We start from the raw sequence: 17,115 nt of genomic DNA on the forward strand, positions 1-17,115 counted from the left end.
AAAGGTTTAAATAAGGGGTGTCGCCAGTCATGCTTATGACTTATGGTACACCCCCTCTTTTTTAGGTTTTTCAACACGTACTAGCGTAACAAATCCAGTTATGCACGGAGGGGGAACAGAACGAATGGATATTCTGGTAGTAGGCGGCGGTGGCCGGGAGCATGCAATCATCTGGGCACTGGCAAAGAGTCCAAAGGTAGACAAGATTCACTGTGCACCGGGAAATGCAGGTATTGCTCAGCTCGCTGAGTGTCATGCCATTGCGGTAAATGAATTCGATAAACTAACGGCTCTTGCTGTAGAGCTTAAAGTGGGCTTGGTAGTTATTGGTCCGGATGATCCGCTTGCAGATGGGATTGTGGATGCATTTGATTCGACAGGTATTCCGGTATTCGGACCCCGTCGTAATGCAGCAGAGATCGAAGGAAGTAAAACGTTCATGAAAGACCTCCTGCACAAATATAACATTCCAACCGCAGCCTATGAAAAATTCGACAACTACGAACAGGCTCAAGCATACCTGAATGAGCAAGCAATACCAGTTGTCATCAAGGCAGATGGACTGGCAGCGGGCAAAGGTGTGACGGTAGCTTATTCGCGTGATGAGGCTGATCAGGCTCTGCGTAGCATCATGGTGGACAAAGTGTTTGGTGAAGCGGGAGCCAAAGTCATTATCGAGGAATTCCTCGCAGGGCAGGAAATGTCCATTCTGGCCTTTGTCGATGGAGAGACGGTTCGTCCGATGGCGGCAGCACAGGATCACAAACCTGTATTCGACAACGACCAAGGACCAAACACAGGCGGTATGGGTACATACTCACCTTTGCCACATATCCCTGCTTCAATAATTGAGGAAGCCGTGGAGACGATCATTAAACCAACTGCCAAAGCGATGGTGTCCGAGGGACGTCCATTCCAGGGTGTATTGTTTGCCGGACTGATGATTTCACCAGATGGTAAACCCAAAACGATTGAGTTCAACGCACGTTTTGGTGATCCGGAAACACAGGTCGTATTGCCACGCCTGAAGAGTGACTTGTTCGATATCTTCTGGGCAACTGTTCATGGCAAGCTGGCTGATATTGAGATTGAATGGAGTGATGAAGCCGCAGTATGTGTGGTGCTTGCTTCAGGAGGTTATCCGGGTCCTTATGCCAAAGGTGTAGTCATTGAAGGACTGGATCAAGTGCAAGATGCCGTGGTATTCCACGCAGGTACAGCGCGTAGTGAAGCAGGTGAGTGGGTCACCAATGGTGGAAGGATTCTGGGCGTAGTTGGCCTTGGTGCGGATATTGCCGAAGCTAGAAACAAAGCCTATGAACAGGCGGAGCGTATCCATTTTGATGGTAAACATCAGCGGACGGATATTGCTGCCAAAGCACTCGTATAGAATGAATATAAGAGCTCGTAAAGATGTATACCGGAAAGGTATTTGCATCTTGCGGGCTCTTTGCTACGTATATAGATGTATCTTGTGCAAACGGCCGGACTTGTCCATACGGGAAAGACATGGGGAAGATGCGAAACAGGATATAATCTGGGTGTTTAGGCACGTTGTTTAATACCCTAAAGTACAGGGTAGTATTTTTATAAATTGGACTATACTAATCATGTGAACAATATCACATTATGAGATAATATCAATCATATTATATAAAGTACGTAACATACATAGAGACTAATTTGTGAACATTATACTGTAAGCTTGTGGCAAACCATAACGTGCAACTGGATGGTTGAGCGGGAAACATGGTATACTTTTCGGAAACAGGAATGAGTACGAGGGGAGGTGGATATCTATTGGGTAGGCGATATTGTAAATTGTCCAAATGGCGAATCTAGGTGGAGTTAAGCGAGGAACAATTGACAGCATGAGGGGTAACCCGATTTGAATGAAGAAGTTTCTGCATGTCATTGACTTCATCTTGAATTCCTGTTTTGGTTTTACAAGGTCAAACACGTACGACATATACAAATATGATCATTATTCGATTTCATATAAGGCATAAGCCATGATGAACGACAAACAGCGGATGAATGGTTAACGTAGTTAACGGATCACGCTGTAACTATCTCTGGAGGTGAATCCCTGAGAACCGGGGAAATCATTGGACATAATTACCATATTGAATATCGCTTTACTTATTATCTTGATTGCATTGACTGCATTTTTCGTAGCATCGGAGTTCGCTGTAGTCAAAATTCGTACATCAAGAGTAGATCAACTGGTTGCCGAAGGCAATAAAAAGGCTGTACTGGCCAAAAAAGTTGTCTCGGACCTGGATTATTATCTGTCAGCCTGTCAGCTCGGTATTACGGTCACTGCTCTAGGACTGGGAGCGCTCGGAAAACCGACGGTTGAGAGATTGTTATACCCGGTATTCAATTATTTAGACGTACCTGCTTCGATCTCATCAATTGCTTCCTATGCGATTGCCTTTATCCTCGTCACGTTTTTGCACGTGGTTGTTGGTGAGATGGCACCGAAAACGCTGGCGATTCAATTTTCAGAAAAACTGACATTAATGCTTGCCCCATCGCTATACTGGTTTGGTAAAATCATGTATCCGTTCATCTGGGCGCTTAATGGAACCTCACGTGTTCTTCTGCGAGGATTCGGTGTAAAGCCTGCCAAACATGATCAAGCCTACTCGGAGGACGAGATCAAAATCATCATGAACCAGAGTTATGAAGGTGACGAGAACAACAAGACCAAGCTTTCATATCTGGAAAATGTATTTGTGTTCGACGAACGTGATGCCAAAGACATCATGGTGCCACGTACGGAACTGGTGACATTAGATCAGGATATGACCTATGACGATATTATTCCTATATTGGATGAACATAACTATTCACGTTACCCTGTCATCGAGGATGGGGACAAGGACCGCATTATCGGTGTTGTGAATGTGAAAAAGATTTTGCCTGACATGGTAGCCGCAAGATCGTATCAACTAAGCGAGTTCGTTCGTGAGATCCCATTTGTTTCTGAAGTTACAAGTATACAGGATGCGATGATTAAAATGCAGCAGGAACGTGTACACATGGCCGTGGTCGTGGATGAATACGGCGGTACCTCGGGTATCATTACGATGGAGGATATTCTGGAGGAGCTGGTCGGTGAGATTCGCGATGAATTCGATGCCGATGAGGTGGCGGATATTCAGGAGACCGGAGAGAATCAATATCTCATTAATGGCCGGGTACTTTTGGATGAAGTGGAGCGACAGTTCGGACTTATCTTTGAAGGTAATGAAGAGATGGATACTGTGGCCGGATGGATCCAGTACCAGAAGGGTGTAGGTGTGGAAAAAGGCGATACGGTAGAACACGGCGATTATGTGTGGACCGTTGTTGATACCGAAAACTATCACATCAAACAAGTTCTTCTGGAGCGGGTAAACGGCGCTCAGGTTGAGGAAGCTACTAGCGATCTGGCGTGATCTTGCCCGAAAATCTTTTGAAAATTTTAAATGTTTTTGCGATAACGGAGCAGTGTAGGGGACGGAATCGATTCTGAAGAAGCGCAGCGTTCGCGTTTGCAAACCAATTTTAAACCTTTGAAAACAACAATCAGGGAAATTTGGAGGCAATGGCGATCGGAAGAACGAGCCGTCACCGGAACGTCACTCGTGCAACCTTAATATAAATTTTACTTGGAGGTGAATCCCTCAACCTGAGGGAAATCATTGGACGGAATAATAGCCTTGAATTTATTTTTAGTAGCCGTATTTATAGGTCTGACAGCCTTTTTTGTTGGAGCCGAATTTGCAATTCTTAAAGTACGGATGTCCCGAATCGATCAATTGATCTCGGAAGGCAACAAAAAGGCAGTACTGGCCAAAAAAGTGGCGCACAACCTGGATTATTATCTGTCGGCATGTCAATTGGGGATTACCATCACGGCGCTGGTATTGGGAGCCTTGGGTGAACCTACTGTTGAGAAAATGCTGCATCCGCTCTTTGAGCGAATGGAAATACCAGCGGCATTGTCTACCGTGCTTTCCTATGGTATTGCTCTGGCGATCATTACGTTCCTGCACGTGGTTATCGGTGAATTGGCACCGAAAACACTGGCGATTCAGTTTGCAGAGAGAATGACGCTGTTGCTGGCACCACCACTATACTGGTTCGGTAAAATCATGAATCCATTCATCTACGCGCTGAATGGAGCTGCTCGTCTGTTACTTGGCATATTTGGTGTAAAACCTGCCGGGCATGATACCGTCCACTCCGAAGAAGAGCTGAAGCTGATTATGGCACAGAGCTACGAGAGTGGCGAGATCAACCAGACGGAGCTGGACTATCTCAAAAACATTTTTGCTTTTGATGAGCGTCTGCTTCAGGAGATCATGATTCCACGAGATAAAATTGTTACTCTGAATAAGGAAATGCCGATTGATCAGATCATTGAAACGCTGAATCGACACGAATACACGAGATACCCTGTTATTGCGAATGGGGATCAGGCTCATTTTGTGGGCTTCATTAACACAAAAGAAATGTTGACGAGTGTAGCTGCGGGCAGAGACTTCAATATGGAGACTTTTGTTCACAATACGCCGAGTTTCTCCGAGCGTTCTCCAATCAAGGATGTACTGATCCAGATGCAGCAAAGCCGTGTACACATTGCCACCGTGAAAAATGAGGCAGGTGCTACGGTAGGTATGGTTACGATGGAGGATATCCTTGAAGAGATTGTCGGAGACATCAAGGATGAATACGAGCATAAAGATTTGGTGAATCCACCAAAAAGAATGAAACTGGTTTAATAAGCAGTAATACAAAAGTGATACAGGAATACGAAACAACCTAATCAATCGTTATAACGCTAAGCAGGTTCCCGGAGTGATCGGGGCCTGCTTTTTGTATTAAATCTTAATTTTAAAATAAAAGCTTGCATAATGTAGTCCAATGAATTAATATAATTAAAGAATCTTAACTTAAAGATAATTAACAGAAACCAATAAATAAAAGAAGCAAAATAAGTCGAACTAATAACTTACACGTAACGAAGAGGACAGAAAAAACCTGAAAAAGCGAAGCGTTCGCCTTTATCCCCGGATTTTCCCTTAGGAAAAGAAATCAAAAAAATCTGGGGATAACAGCGATTGGAAGGTTATTCTGTCATCGTAGTGTCTGTGTAAATAAACCAAGGGAGTGAAGATTATGTTCAGAACTTCAGGAATTCATCATATTACAGCTTTTGTTGACGATGCACAGAAAAACGTTGATTTTTACGCAGGTGTGTTGGCACTCAGACTGGTGAAAAAAACCATTAACTTTGATGCACCAGACGTTTATCACTTGTATTACGGAAACGAGCAGGGTGCACCGGGCACAATTATCACCTTTTTCCCACAGCAGAATTCAAGAAGAGGTGTCATTGGTTCAGGTCAGACTGGAGTTACCGTATATGCGGTTCCTGTGGGCAGCCTGCCTTTCTGGAAAGAACGTCTTGCTTCCTTCAATATTCCATATGAAAATAAAACGAGATTCGGTGAGCAGTACATTCGTTTCTTCGACAAAGGTGGTCTGCTGCTTGAACTGGTTGAGCGCGAAGGTGGTCAGCCAAGCAAATGGTCTTTCAACGGTGTAACACCAGAGCATGCCATCAAAGGATTCGGCGGTGCCGTATTGTTCAGTCATGTTCCTGAGAAAACCATGGACGTATTGGTGAGCAAACTGGGTCTGGAGCAGGTTGGCGAAGAGGACGGACTCCTTCGTCTTCAGGCAAGCGGCGATATTGGCCAGATCATCGACATTCAGTCTACAGGTATCCAACGCGGGATTGGCGGAGCGGGAACGGTTCACCATATTGCATGGCGTGCCAAAGATTACGTAGAGCATGAACAAATTCAGCAGGATCTTGAACAATCCGGATATCATCCAACGCCAGTCATTGACCGTCAATACTTCAACGCTGTGTATTTCCGGGAGCCGGGAGGCATACTGTTCGAATTGGCTACGGATCCTCCGGGATTTGCACGGGATGAACCAGCAGAGAGCATGGGCGAGAAACTGATGTTGCCTGAATGGTATGAGCCACAGCGTGAGCAGATTGAACAATTGTTGCCACGAATCGAAGTACGTGAATGGAAAGGAGAGTCCAAATCATGACCATAACCAATACAATGAAACATATCTATAAAGCAGGTGCTCAGCCGGATGCTCCAACAATTCTGTTGCTTCACGGCACAGGCGGAACCGAGAATGATCTGGTCGGTCTGGCGGAGATGATCGCACCAGGAGCTGGCATTCTTGGGGTGCGGGGGAATGTATCGGAGAACGGGATGCCCCGTTTCTTCCGCCGCCTGGCCGAAGGTATTTTTGATGAAGAAGATCTGGTTGCTCGTACGGCGGAGCTGGGATCTTTTGTAGATGCAGCTGCGGTGGAATACGGTTTTGATCGGTCCAACGTGTATGCACTGGGTTACTCTAACGGTGCCAACATTGCGGCGAGCCTGATCTTCCATCAAGCGGATGTATTCAAAGGTGCAATTCTGCATCATCCGATGGTACCGCTGCGCGGACTGGATTTGCCGGATCTGAAAGGTCTGCCTGTGTTCATTGGTGCGGGCGATAACGACCCGATTGTACCAAGACGTGAAACGGAGGAACTTGCTTCGCTACTCAGCGGTGCAGGTGCCGATGTAAACACACATTGGGAGCGTCAGGGTCATCAGTTGACTCGTACCGAAGCAGAAGCCGCGGCAGCTTGGTTTAAGACACAGGCGTAAATTGGGTGGATAGACGGTTATGAAACGTATAGAGACAGCCTGATCGTGAAGATCGGGCTGTTTTTTCTTTTTATTTTGATCATCGTTAGGAAGAAGAAGAAATGATGGACTGGTGTTATGTAACCGTTACTAACCGGGTAAACATTTGAATGTGTGGTAGATAACCTTGTATGCTTAGTGATATAGCTATGTATCAACATCATGAACTGGAGGGGTTAATGTGGAACGTAACATCAAGGAACTGGTACAGCAGATGACACTGGAAGAAAAAGCGGGTATGTGCTCGGGACTGGACTTTTGGCATCTGAAAGGGGTGGAGCGTCTTGGCATTCCATCCATCATGGTGACGGACGGACCTCACGGGCTGCGCAAGCAGGATGGAAGCGCAGATCACCTGGGTCTGACGTCGAGCGTGCCCGCAACCTGTTTCCCTTCTGCGGCAGGATTGGCTAGTTCATGGGACAAGGAGCTGGCGCGTCAGGTTGGGGTGGCTTTGGGTGAGGAATGTCAGGCCGAGGATGTAGCGGTACTGCTTGGACCGGGTGTAAATATTAAACGTTCCCCATTGGGTGGACGTAATTTTGAATACTTTTCCGAAGATCCGTTGTTATCTACGCAGATGGCTACCGGTCATATTCAGGGTGTGCAGAGCCGAGGTGTGGGTACGTCTCTCAAACACTTTGCAGTTAATAATCAGGAAGAACGGCGCATGTCAATTGATGCGGTGGTGGATGAACGGACGCTGCGCGAAATTTATCTGGCAAGTTTCGAAGGTGCGGTGAAGGATGGACAGCCGTGGACGGTGATGTGTTCATACAACAAGGTTAACGGTACGTATGCAGGTGAGAATGAATGGTTGCTTACGGATATCCTGAAAGACGAATGGGGACACGAAGGTCTTGTGGTGTCAGACTGGGGTGCGGTCAATGAACGTGCAGACGCCCTTGCAGCAGGACTAGAACTGGAGATGCCAACAAGTGGTGGAATCGGTGAGCGTAAAGTGATTGATGCCGTAGAAAGCGGACAACTGCCGCTGGACAAGCTGGATCGGGCGGTGGAGCGTCTGCTTACGCTGATCTTTAATGCTGTTGATCAAAAGCAAGATGGGGCTACATATAACAAGGATGAGCATCACCAACTTGCGCGTAAGGTGGCAGCCGAGAGTATGGTTTTGCTGAAAAATGAAGAGAGTATCCTGCCGCTTGGGCGTGAAGGCGATGTGGCGATAATCGGGGCATTTGCGCGCAAACCTCGCTTCCAGGGCGGCGGCAGTTCCCATATTAATCCGACCAAAGTGGATGATATTGTGGAAGAGATGAAACAGGTGGCTGGCGAAGGTGTAACCTTCTCGTATGCCCCAGGTTATCGGATTGAAGTGGATGATGTGGATGAAACGTTAATGAATGAAGCTGTTCAGGCAGCGCAGTCGGCGGATACCGCCGTAGTGTTCGTTGGATTGCCCGATCGTTATGAATCCGAAGGGTATGATCGTGCCCATTTGCGTCTGCCTGACAATCATATTCGTCTGATCGAAGAGATTGCAAAAGTCCAATCACGTGTCGTCGTGGTGCTGAGCAACGGATCTCCAGTGGAGATGCCTTGGCTGCCGCAGGTGCAAGCGGTGCTTGAAGCTTATCTTGGTGGACAGGCTGTTGGCGGAGCGATAGCTGATCTGTTGTACGGAGAGGTAAATCCATCTGGTAAACTGGCGGAGACATTCCCTGCCAAGCTCAGCCATAATCCATCCTTCTTGAATTTTCCGGGCGAAGGGGATCGAGTTGATTACCGTGAAGGCATCTTTGTTGGTTACCGCTATTATGACAAAAAAGAGCTGGAGCCACTGTTCCCGTTTGGCTATGGACTGAGTTATACGACATTTGAATATGCTGACCTGAAGTTAGATCGCACAGAATTGACCGATCAGGATGAGGTGAATGTGCAAGTAAGGGTCACCAATACCGGTGACAGAGCGGGCAAGGAGATTGTACAGCTGTATGTCAGCGATGTAGAGAGCACAGTTATTCGTCCGGTGAGAGAATTGAAAGCTTTTGCCAAAGTGGCTCTGGAGCCTGGAGAGTCCAAAGTGGTGAGCTTCACACTAAACAAGCGTTCATTCGCCTATTACAACTTGGATATGAAAGACTGGCATGTGGAGACCGGAGAGTTCGAGATTCAGGTAGGCAGCTCCTCACGGGACATTCATTTGCAGACACGTGTGAATTTAGAGTCTACAGCGACATTCCTTCCAACCTATACTCGTAATAGTACATTGGGTGATATCCAGCGTGATCCGGCCCATAAAAAGCTGCTGGACCAGGCTTTGCAACAATTTCAGGAGGCCAGCGGGTTTGGCGGTGATGATGCTGGTGATCACGCAGATATGATGGATGCGATGATGAAATATATGCCGCTGCGTGCACTTGTTGCGTTTAGCGGTGGGGCCATGACGGAAGAAGCGATGAATGAACTTCTGGAGCAGCTGAACAAAAAGGACCATGGTATTCGAGGATAAGGGTCGGTACCTTTAAACCGAAATTTGTCCATCCTTGGATTAAACGATTGTGCAATCCGTGCAGGAACTGCGCACGAAGCAACAAGAATGTGTATGTGATAGCCAGCCGCATATTGGCTGGTACAGTTACCCGATCCGATCATGGATCGGGTTTTCTTTTTGCATAAAGGAAAAGGAGGGGAATGGAATTGTGGGATGCGGGGTGATCCATGCAACGTGGAAGAAAGCGATAGGACTGTTTTAACTTGATGAAGCAACATGGTTGTCGTAAAGCATGGATTATTCTATAATGAAGTAATTGATAATCATTTTCAATTAGATTCGGTGATAGATACTATGCAAGTAATCAGGAGGGGAATATGAATCCTAACCCTAGCTCACATACATTTGGTTCAAGTACGTTTGTTCAGACCCGCGATGGTCGCAAACTACATTATATGTCCAGGGGAACAGGAGAGCTGACGGTTGTATTTGAGTCCGGTATGGGCGTCTCCAGATCAAACTGGGGACTGGTTGCACCAGCCATTGCTGAGCATGCACGTGCAGTTGTGTATGACAGGGCAGGGGCGGGACGAAGTGATGTCGACTCGGCTCCCCGCAACCTTGAACGCATTGCAGGGGATCTTGGAGAACTGCTGACAGCTCTGGGCCCGGGCCCATTCATTCTGGTTGGACATAGCTGGGGTGGTCCGATTGTACGGGCTGCGGCAGCTGCACATCTATCTCGATTACGTGGCATTATTCTGGTAGATCCATCAGACGAGCATTGCGAAATGTATTTTTCCAAGCTTACTAAAAAGAGCTTTGCCATCAATGGTTTCATTATTCCAATCATGGCGCGGACTGGCTTATATAAGATGCTTGGCAGCAAAGCTGGAAGTGTTCAGCCTGACGATGTGGCAGCGGATCACCTCAAGGAGGATTTCACTGTACGGGCAGCCAGCACGATGCTTGCAGAAGGCAAAACATTTCTGGATGACATGGCAGCGCTGCTGGAACATCCTCCGGCTCTGGGTGATCTGGAAGTTAGCGTGATCTCGGGTACGAAACCGGGCAAGGGAGAGGGGAAAATAAGACCTGCCCTCATTACGGCGCATCGTCAGACGGTGAGCCAGCTGTCCAATGCGAGATGGATTGGGGCCGATCAATCGGGACATATGGTTATGTATACAGACCCTCAGGTCATTATTGGTGAAATTGTACGAATGATAAATGAAGTGAGCTCAGGCGCAAGAACAGATCAAAAGTGATACAATACAAAGAAAAGCAGTGCGCGACATTGCTAGACCATAAAAGCGGAGTGTGGAGACAACATGAAACCAGTTGAACAAGAACCAACGGGAACCACAAGTCCCGGTCGTGCCAGTGTTGGCATGGAAGATATCGTACGCGCACATCATGTGCTGCGTGAGGTCATTGTAAGAACGCCGTTACAGCGGGATGCTGTATTGTCGGCCAAATATAACTGTAATGTGTATCTGAAAAGGGAAGACCTTCAAGTGGTACGTTCGTTCAAAATTCGGGGCGCCTATAATATGATTCGCAGTCTGACACCAGCCGAGATGGAGAAGGGTATTGTCTGTGCAAGTGCGGGCAACCATGCTCAGGGTGTTGCTTTTAGCTGTAATGCCCTTGGAATTAACGGCAAAATCTTCATGCCGAGTACAACACCGAACCAGAAGGTGAAGCAGGTGCGTCGCTTTGGTGGAAACAACGTTGAAGTGGTGCTGATCGGGGATACGTATGATGACGCTTATGCAGAAGCAATGCGTGCATGTGACGAACAGGGCATGACGTTTATCCATCCTTTTGATCAACCGAAGATTATTGCAGGTAATGGTACGGTAGCGATGGAAATCATGGAAAGTCTCGATGAGAATGCCGACTATGTATTCGTGACGATTGGTGGCGGAGGGTTGGCAGCCGGCGTGGGAACTTACATGAAGACCGTGAGTCCGGAGACACGCATCATTGGAGTTGAGCCACTTGGGGCAGCTTCCATGAGTGAGGCGATGTTCCGCAAACAGGTTGTGACGTTGGACGATATTGATAAATTTGTGGATGGCGCAGCGGTGAAACGGGTTGGTGATCTCACCTTTGATATCTGCAATAGTATACTTGATGACATTGTGAAAGTGCCAGAAGGCAAAGCCTGCACAACTATTCTGGAGTTATATAATGAAAATGCGATTGTTGTCGAGCCTGCCGGTTCCTTGGCTGTTGCGGCGCTGGAGCAGTATCGTGAGCAAATCGTGGGCAAGACGGTGGTCTGCGTAATTAGTGGCGGTAACAACGATATCGACCGGATGCAGGAGATCAAGGAACGTTCCCTCATATATGAAGGTCTGAAGTATTATTTCATGGTTAATTTCCCGCAGCGTGCAGGAGCTTTACGTGAATTCCTGGAGGAAGTTCTAGGGAAAAATGATGATATCACCCGGTTTGAATATACGAAAAAGCATGATAAGGAAAATGGCCCTGCCTTGGTGGGCATCGAGCTGATGTACAAGGAAGATTACCACCCGCTCATTGAACGCATGAACCGCAAAGGTATCGCCTATACCGAGCTGAACAAAAATCTAAATCTGTTCAACATGTTAATCTGATGAATCATTCCAGTGTGCAATCAGACCACCAAGAAACATCTCCTCTGATCAGACCTGCGCGCATAGAAGATGCAGATCAGGTCATTCCGTTACTGTATCAGGCGATAGGGGATATAGCTTACTCGCTAGCGGGTGAGGCGGATCATGAGAAGGCGATGCAGGTTTTGCAGGAGTTCTATGTACAGGAAAACAACCGGATTAGCTATCGTCATGTGACAGTGATGGAGCAGGATGGGCTGATTGCGGGGATTCTGGTAGCCTATGATGGCGGAGAAGCAGATCGTCTGGACCAGCCGATTCTGGATCGACCTGAACGAAGCCGGGATGAGAAGTATGCATTGGTCAAAGAGACCCGTCCGGGGGAGTATTATCTGGATACTCTTTCGGTAAGTGAAGCTTATCAGGGGCAGGGCATCGGCCGGGCACTGATGGCTGCTTTTGAGCAGCAGGGCAGAGATCTGGGTCACTCGCAGGTATCCCTGATTGTAGAACGAGACAACGGCCGTGCGCTAATGCTGTACGAACGGCAGGGATATGTCAAAGACGATGTGATTGTCATCACAGAACATGAGTACAATCATATGGTCAAACCGATTCAATAGAGCAGGAAGCTGACGGGTTAAGTCAGTTTTGAATATAGAAGCAAGAAGAAACCGCCACAGGAGCGAATCCTGTGGCGGTTTTTGGTATGGTGAGATGTTTAAGTTTAGCCTGAATTTTGGCCCGGATATTAACTCTGGGGAACGGATTAACTCAATAATTCGCATAGTCGCTGACCGGCACATTCTGCTCAAGCCATTTCTCGACAGCAGCTGTTTTCTCGAATTTGGCTTCGGTTACGATGTCCATGAACTTTTCGAGTTTCCTCAGGAAGGCACTGTCTTCGGATGAGTTACGTTGTAAGACAGCTTTGTAACCTTTCTGGGCATTGGCTGTCATTTTGTTCGTTTCATAGTCAAATAAAGGTGTATTATTCAGGCCATAAAACGTATACAAGGTATAGTTATTCATTAGCTTCTTCACCTGTTGTAACCGATTAGACTTCGGATATTCGTTCAGGAATCGTTCCTGATTCAAAGCGCGATTGAGTATCTCCTGATAGCCAATGACCAGTGCACCATCATCGGCGGCAAGGTTGCTGGTTTCGACCGCCATGATATTAATGTATTGTTTGATGTCTGGTTTCACGTACGAGATATATTTCTGAAAAGCCATATAATTCATGATCGGATAGAGGGAACCTTCCAGCATAACCAGGCGATAACCGCTATCCCGTGCTTGCTGGAGCAGTGCACGCAGACTGGCATCGTTGGTGCGGCTCATCAGTTGGGTGAAGCTATCATTCCACTTGTAGGCTTTGATCATTTTGTCCTGAACGTTAGGAACGAGCAGGCGGTCCGTCATGGCTGTTAACGCCTTGTTGCGGGCATTCTCCAGCTGTAAGACCATTAGGGTTGCATGATGAGTTGTAACTTGATCGATATGAGATTCGAGATAAATATCCGCGGCAGGCAAGCCGTTCTTTTTGTAGAGCATGGACTGAAATGTTTTATATATCGTTGTTGAACTGGCAGTCGTGACTTTGGTATCTGTACTGGAAGATGCGGCAGCAGCGACTCCGGATAATGGAGCGACAGCCGTTTGGAGCAGCATGAGGATGGTGGTAGCTGTAATGAAGGTGCGCATGCCTTTACGTGTGGCAGATTGGAACGATGATGTCATAGATATGAACCTCCCGTAGTTAAGAAAATGATAGGCGTTGTTCACTAGTCACTATACATTAACGCAATTGGGGCAGGATGTGGTTGCGGAATGGTGACAAATTCTTCTGTTATTTTTAACTTTTGGAGGGTGGAAGATAGAGGAAGATTTCTGCGAAAATATTTTTTGTACAACTGGAAACTTTTGAGCTGATCGGAACGTCTTAGTTGTGCATAGGAAAATACAGGAATTCATGAAAAGAACAGCGAATCTATTTCGATGTTAACTAAATGTGAGAATGGGGATATGGGATATGAGGAAAGCGGGAGGAAAACAAGTGAAGAAGGTAATGTCAGCGCTGGCTGTATCGGCCATGCTGATGTCCGCACTTCCAACATCGGTTATGGATGCAGCTGCGAGGATCAGTATATATATTAATGATGCAGAGTTATCATCTGCTCAGGCACCTGTCATGAAAGGTGGACGCGTACTGGTTCCGCTTCGGTCGATTTTTGAAGGATTGGATGCGAAGGTACAGTACACGAACAGAACCAAAACGATTGTTGCAACGCGCGACGATCAGGAAGTTAAATTGACACTTGGTTCCAAAACGGCATACATCAACGGGGAAGCGATATCGCTGGATGTACCTGCAAACACGATTAAGGGCAATACGATGGTTCCGATTCGTTTTGTCAGTGAAGCTTTTGGAGAGAAAGTATTTTGGAACTCACGTAATCAGCGTGTAGATATCAAGACAACAGCAACACCTCCAGTAGATGAGACACAATATGCTGCATGGAACATCTATGGTTCGGTATCCGGAAGTAACGGAGATGGTCGTGACTTGACCGTGAGCTTCACACGTCCAACTTCAGAGAAGGCGGTATCTGCTTACCGGATTATGCTGGTGAAAACTCGCGATGTGAATAGCTTTACGGAGTCCTCAGCCACTGCCGTACCTTCTGCGAACTATACATCTGTTACACCAAATGGCAGCAACCCGAAACTGACACTTAATGCACAGACACGTGACGTAAACGGGGATCTGCTTAACAGCAATGAAACGTATCGCCTGTATGTACTGACTGTTGGTAACAGCACCAATAATTATAAAAATGCACTGAACTGGTCTTCCCAAGCATTGAAGCTCAATAATGTGAAATCCACAGTACAGGCGGTTACAAGTCTGCGTGCTGCAGATATTAGTGACTATGGCGATGGCCGCGATCTGGAGATTAACTTCACGCAGCCGAGCACAACATCGAACATTACGTATTATCGTGCTTTTGTCGTTAAAGCGAAGGACTCTTCAGCGTTCAATCTGGCTGCAGCGAACAAAGTGTCAAGTGCCAACTCCACGATCATATACAAAGGAAACAGTACCGCAGTGAAAAGCCAGCTGACTTCTTCGACACGGGATACGTCTGGCGAAATGATTAAAAGTGGCACAGCGTATGTGATCTACATCTTGTCGGTAAGCACTAATACAACAACAGACAGCAAGCTGTCCGCAGCATCATCTTCACTTACGTTGTCCGTGAACACAGCAACGTCTCCAGTAATTACGCAGGTGAAGGATAACTCGGATTATGGAGATGGTCGTGACATTCAGGTGAGTTTCAACCGTTCATCAGATGAGTCCAAGGTGGCGAATTATCGCGTCTTTGTGGTGCGCAACTCGGTTGCCAGCAGCTTTAATCTGACAACGGCGAGTAACCTGTCCTCCAGTCTGTACTATACGGTGAATAAAACAGGCAACAACATTACAACGACTTTACCTTCATCCATGAAGGACACAAGTGGTTATAACGTAACGAATCTGCAAGATTATCGCATCTTTGTGATGGCGGTGGGCAATCAGCAAAATGGATACACCAATGCGCTGTCAGCTTCCTCTACAGCTCTGAGACTGACAACGACCGGTAACGCGGGAGTCATTAGCAACCTGGCTGTTGCGGATATTGGTGACAACGGTGATGGGCGTGATCTACGGGTGTCTTTCAACAAGGCCGCGGATGAATCCAGAATCTCTGGATATCGAGTATACGTTGTTCGCTCCGGTAATGCGGGCAACTTCACACTAAGTGCAGCTAATGCGTCGAACTACTATACGCAGGTGAACAAAACGGGTGGTAACCTGTCCGTTACGCTTCCGAATGCATATGATACAAGCGGTTCCCTTATTTCCAATAACGTTTCCTATCGTGTATTCGTTATGTCAGTAAGCAATAGCGGAAACTCAAGTCAAAATGCGTTGTCTTCATATTCTTCTCAGATCACACTGACTGCGAACACGGCTGTTACCGCTCCGACCAGTGTGACTGCGAAGGACATCGCGGATAACGGAGATGGACGTGATTTGCGTGTGACATTTAATCGATCGTCGAATGAGACGAACGTGTACCATTACCGTGTATTTGTAGTCAAAACTTCCAACTTGAGTGGATTTGATTTGGCGGAAGCTAATCGGAACTCCAACTTTAAGGTGGTAAACAAAGCTGGAGGAAGCGGAGATTACACGGTGACTTTAGACGATACGAAGGCAACAGATAGTACAACTATTCGCAATGATGAGAACTATCGCATATTTGTACTTGCGGTAAGTAATACAGGTAATTCATCTAATGTGCTGTCAACAGCTTATGCAGATGTTAAATTGTCAGTAACTAGTGCAGTAGGAGCAGTTACCATTACTAAAATTGATTTTAAGAACGAAGATCAAGCAGCTGGTGATGTAACGGATGTTACTTTGAGATATACGGAACCAGCTTCCAAAGCAGGCATTGGACGTTATGTTGTTATGGTTGCTCCGACAGGAAGCGCATTTGGGCTCAATGTAGCGAAGAATATAGCGAAAGAAAACAATTCCACTACAATAAAATCTGTGGAAACATCTGGTGGAAATGCCACACTTCCGGGTGTACTGTCTGATATCAATGGTCAAAAAATTGAAGCAGGCAAATCATACACGGTGTATATTTTATCTGAATCAAACGACAATAATCGTGAATCAAGTTTGGCTTCATCTACATTCACGATTAATGCGAAGAAACAGACAGTAACACCAGTGCAAGCGGTAACTGCAACAGTAACTGGTAATTCAATCAATGTAAGTTTCAATAAGCCAACTAATGAAGCAGGTATTGCTCGTTACGATGTGTATATTGTTAAAGAAGGAAACGGTTCAGGAACTGCTGGCAGAGCTTTAACATTTGTTGATCCAGGTGGTACTTCTTCAGGGACAGCAATAGTGGATATTGGAAATTCGGCCAAGGATTCAGATAATGTAGATTTTGGAACGGGTAAATACAGAGTTTTGGTAGTCTCAGTGGTGAGTGAATCGACGAAATATACATCTGTCAGTGCAGAAAGCACATTTGATATTTTGCCAGCTCCTTCTGGCAATGGCACTCAATCATCTGCTGCAGACCCCTCTACGCCAGGTTCATGAATCCAGATAGACAAATGCGGTTGAAACGCATACTGGGTAATTAATTTTTAGAAATTTAAAGCCATTAACTCCCTTTCCAACCGGAAAGGGAGTTTTTAA

Annotated in this window: 11 protein-coding genes; 10 read left to right on the forward strand and 1 reads right to left on the reverse strand. The window is 46.5% G+C overall.

The window, feature by feature from the left end; genetic code table 11:
* Window positions 1–124 precede the first annotated feature (124 nt).
* From purD to MHI12_RS03875, 9 genes are all read left to right on the forward strand, one after another.
* On the forward strand, window positions 125–1,390 hold the full coding sequence (purD, locus tag MHI12_RS03835) for a phosphoribosylamine--glycine ligase (RefSeq protein WP_405171570.1): 1,266 nt from the start codon (window positions 125–127) through the stop codon (window positions 1,388–1,390).
* A gap of 718 nt (window positions 1,391–2,108) precedes the next feature.
* A complete protein-coding gene (locus MHI12_RS03840) occupies window positions 2,109–3,446 on the forward strand; it encodes a hemolysin family protein (RefSeq protein ID WP_405171571.1) in 1,338 nt (445 codons plus the stop codon).
* 246 nt (window positions 3,447–3,692) lie between these two features.
* A complete protein-coding gene (locus tag MHI12_RS03845) occupies window positions 3,693–4,775 on the forward strand; it encodes a hemolysin family protein (RefSeq protein ID WP_405171572.1) in 1,083 nt (360 codons plus the stop codon).
* A gap of 397 nt (window positions 4,776–5,172) precedes the next feature.
* Complete coding sequence (locus MHI12_RS03850; protein WP_405171573.1) at window positions 5,173–6,123, forward strand: ring-cleaving dioxygenase; 951 nt, start codon at window positions 5,173–5,175, stop codon at window positions 6,121–6,123.
* 14 nt (window positions 6,124–6,137) lie between these two features.
* Window positions 6,138–6,743, forward strand: a complete 606-nt coding sequence (locus MHI12_RS03855; protein WP_405172927.1) for an alpha/beta hydrolase — start codon at window positions 6,138–6,140, stop codon at window positions 6,741–6,743.
* A 220-nt stretch (window positions 6,744–6,963) separates the two neighbouring features.
* Window positions 6,964–9,255: a beta-glucosidase gene (locus tag MHI12_RS03860; RefSeq protein WP_405171574.1), complete on the forward strand. Its 2,292-nt coding sequence runs from the start codon at window positions 6,964–6,966 to the stop codon at window positions 9,253–9,255.
* Between the two features lie 359 nt (window positions 9,256–9,614).
* A complete protein-coding gene (locus MHI12_RS03865; protein ID WP_405171575.1) occupies window positions 9,615–10,505 on the forward strand; it encodes an alpha/beta fold hydrolase in 891 nt (296 codons plus the stop codon).
* Between the two features lie 63 nt (window positions 10,506–10,568).
* Window positions 10,569–11,861, forward strand: a complete 1,293-nt coding sequence (ilvA, locus tag MHI12_RS03870) for a threonine ammonia-lyase IlvA (protein ID WP_036606060.1) — start codon at window positions 10,569–10,571, stop codon at window positions 11,859–11,861.
* Window positions 11,861–12,463, forward strand: coding sequence for a GNAT family N-acetyltransferase (locus MHI12_RS03875; RefSeq protein WP_405171576.1), 603 nt, complete (start codon window positions 11,861–11,863; stop codon window positions 12,461–12,463). Before ilvA ends, MHI12_RS03875 begins: the two co-directional genes overlap by 1 nt.
* 151 nt (window positions 12,464–12,614) lie before the next feature.
* Here MHI12_RS03875 and MHI12_RS03880 read toward each other — a convergent pair whose 3' ends face one another.
* Window positions 12,615–13,583 carry a hypothetical protein gene (locus MHI12_RS03880; protein WP_405171577.1) on the reverse strand — a complete coding sequence of 323 codons (969 nt, stop codon included), beginning with the start codon at window positions 13,581–13,583 and terminating at the stop codon, window positions 12,615–12,617.
* 316 nt (window positions 13,584–13,899) lie between these two features.
* Here MHI12_RS03880 and MHI12_RS03885 point away from each other — a divergent pair, with 316 nt between their 5' ends.
* Window positions 13,900–17,016 carry a stalk domain-containing protein gene (locus MHI12_RS03885; protein WP_405171578.1) on the forward strand — a complete coding sequence of 1,039 codons (3,117 nt, stop codon included), beginning with the start codon at window positions 13,900–13,902 and terminating at the stop codon, window positions 17,014–17,016.
* Window positions 17,017–17,115: the final 99 nt, after the last annotated feature.

Source organism: Paenibacillus sp. FSL H8-0280 (assembly GCF_045040665.1).
GTDB classification, from domain to species: Bacteria; Bacillota; Bacilli; order Paenibacillales; family Paenibacillaceae; genus Paenibacillus; species Paenibacillus xylanexedens_A.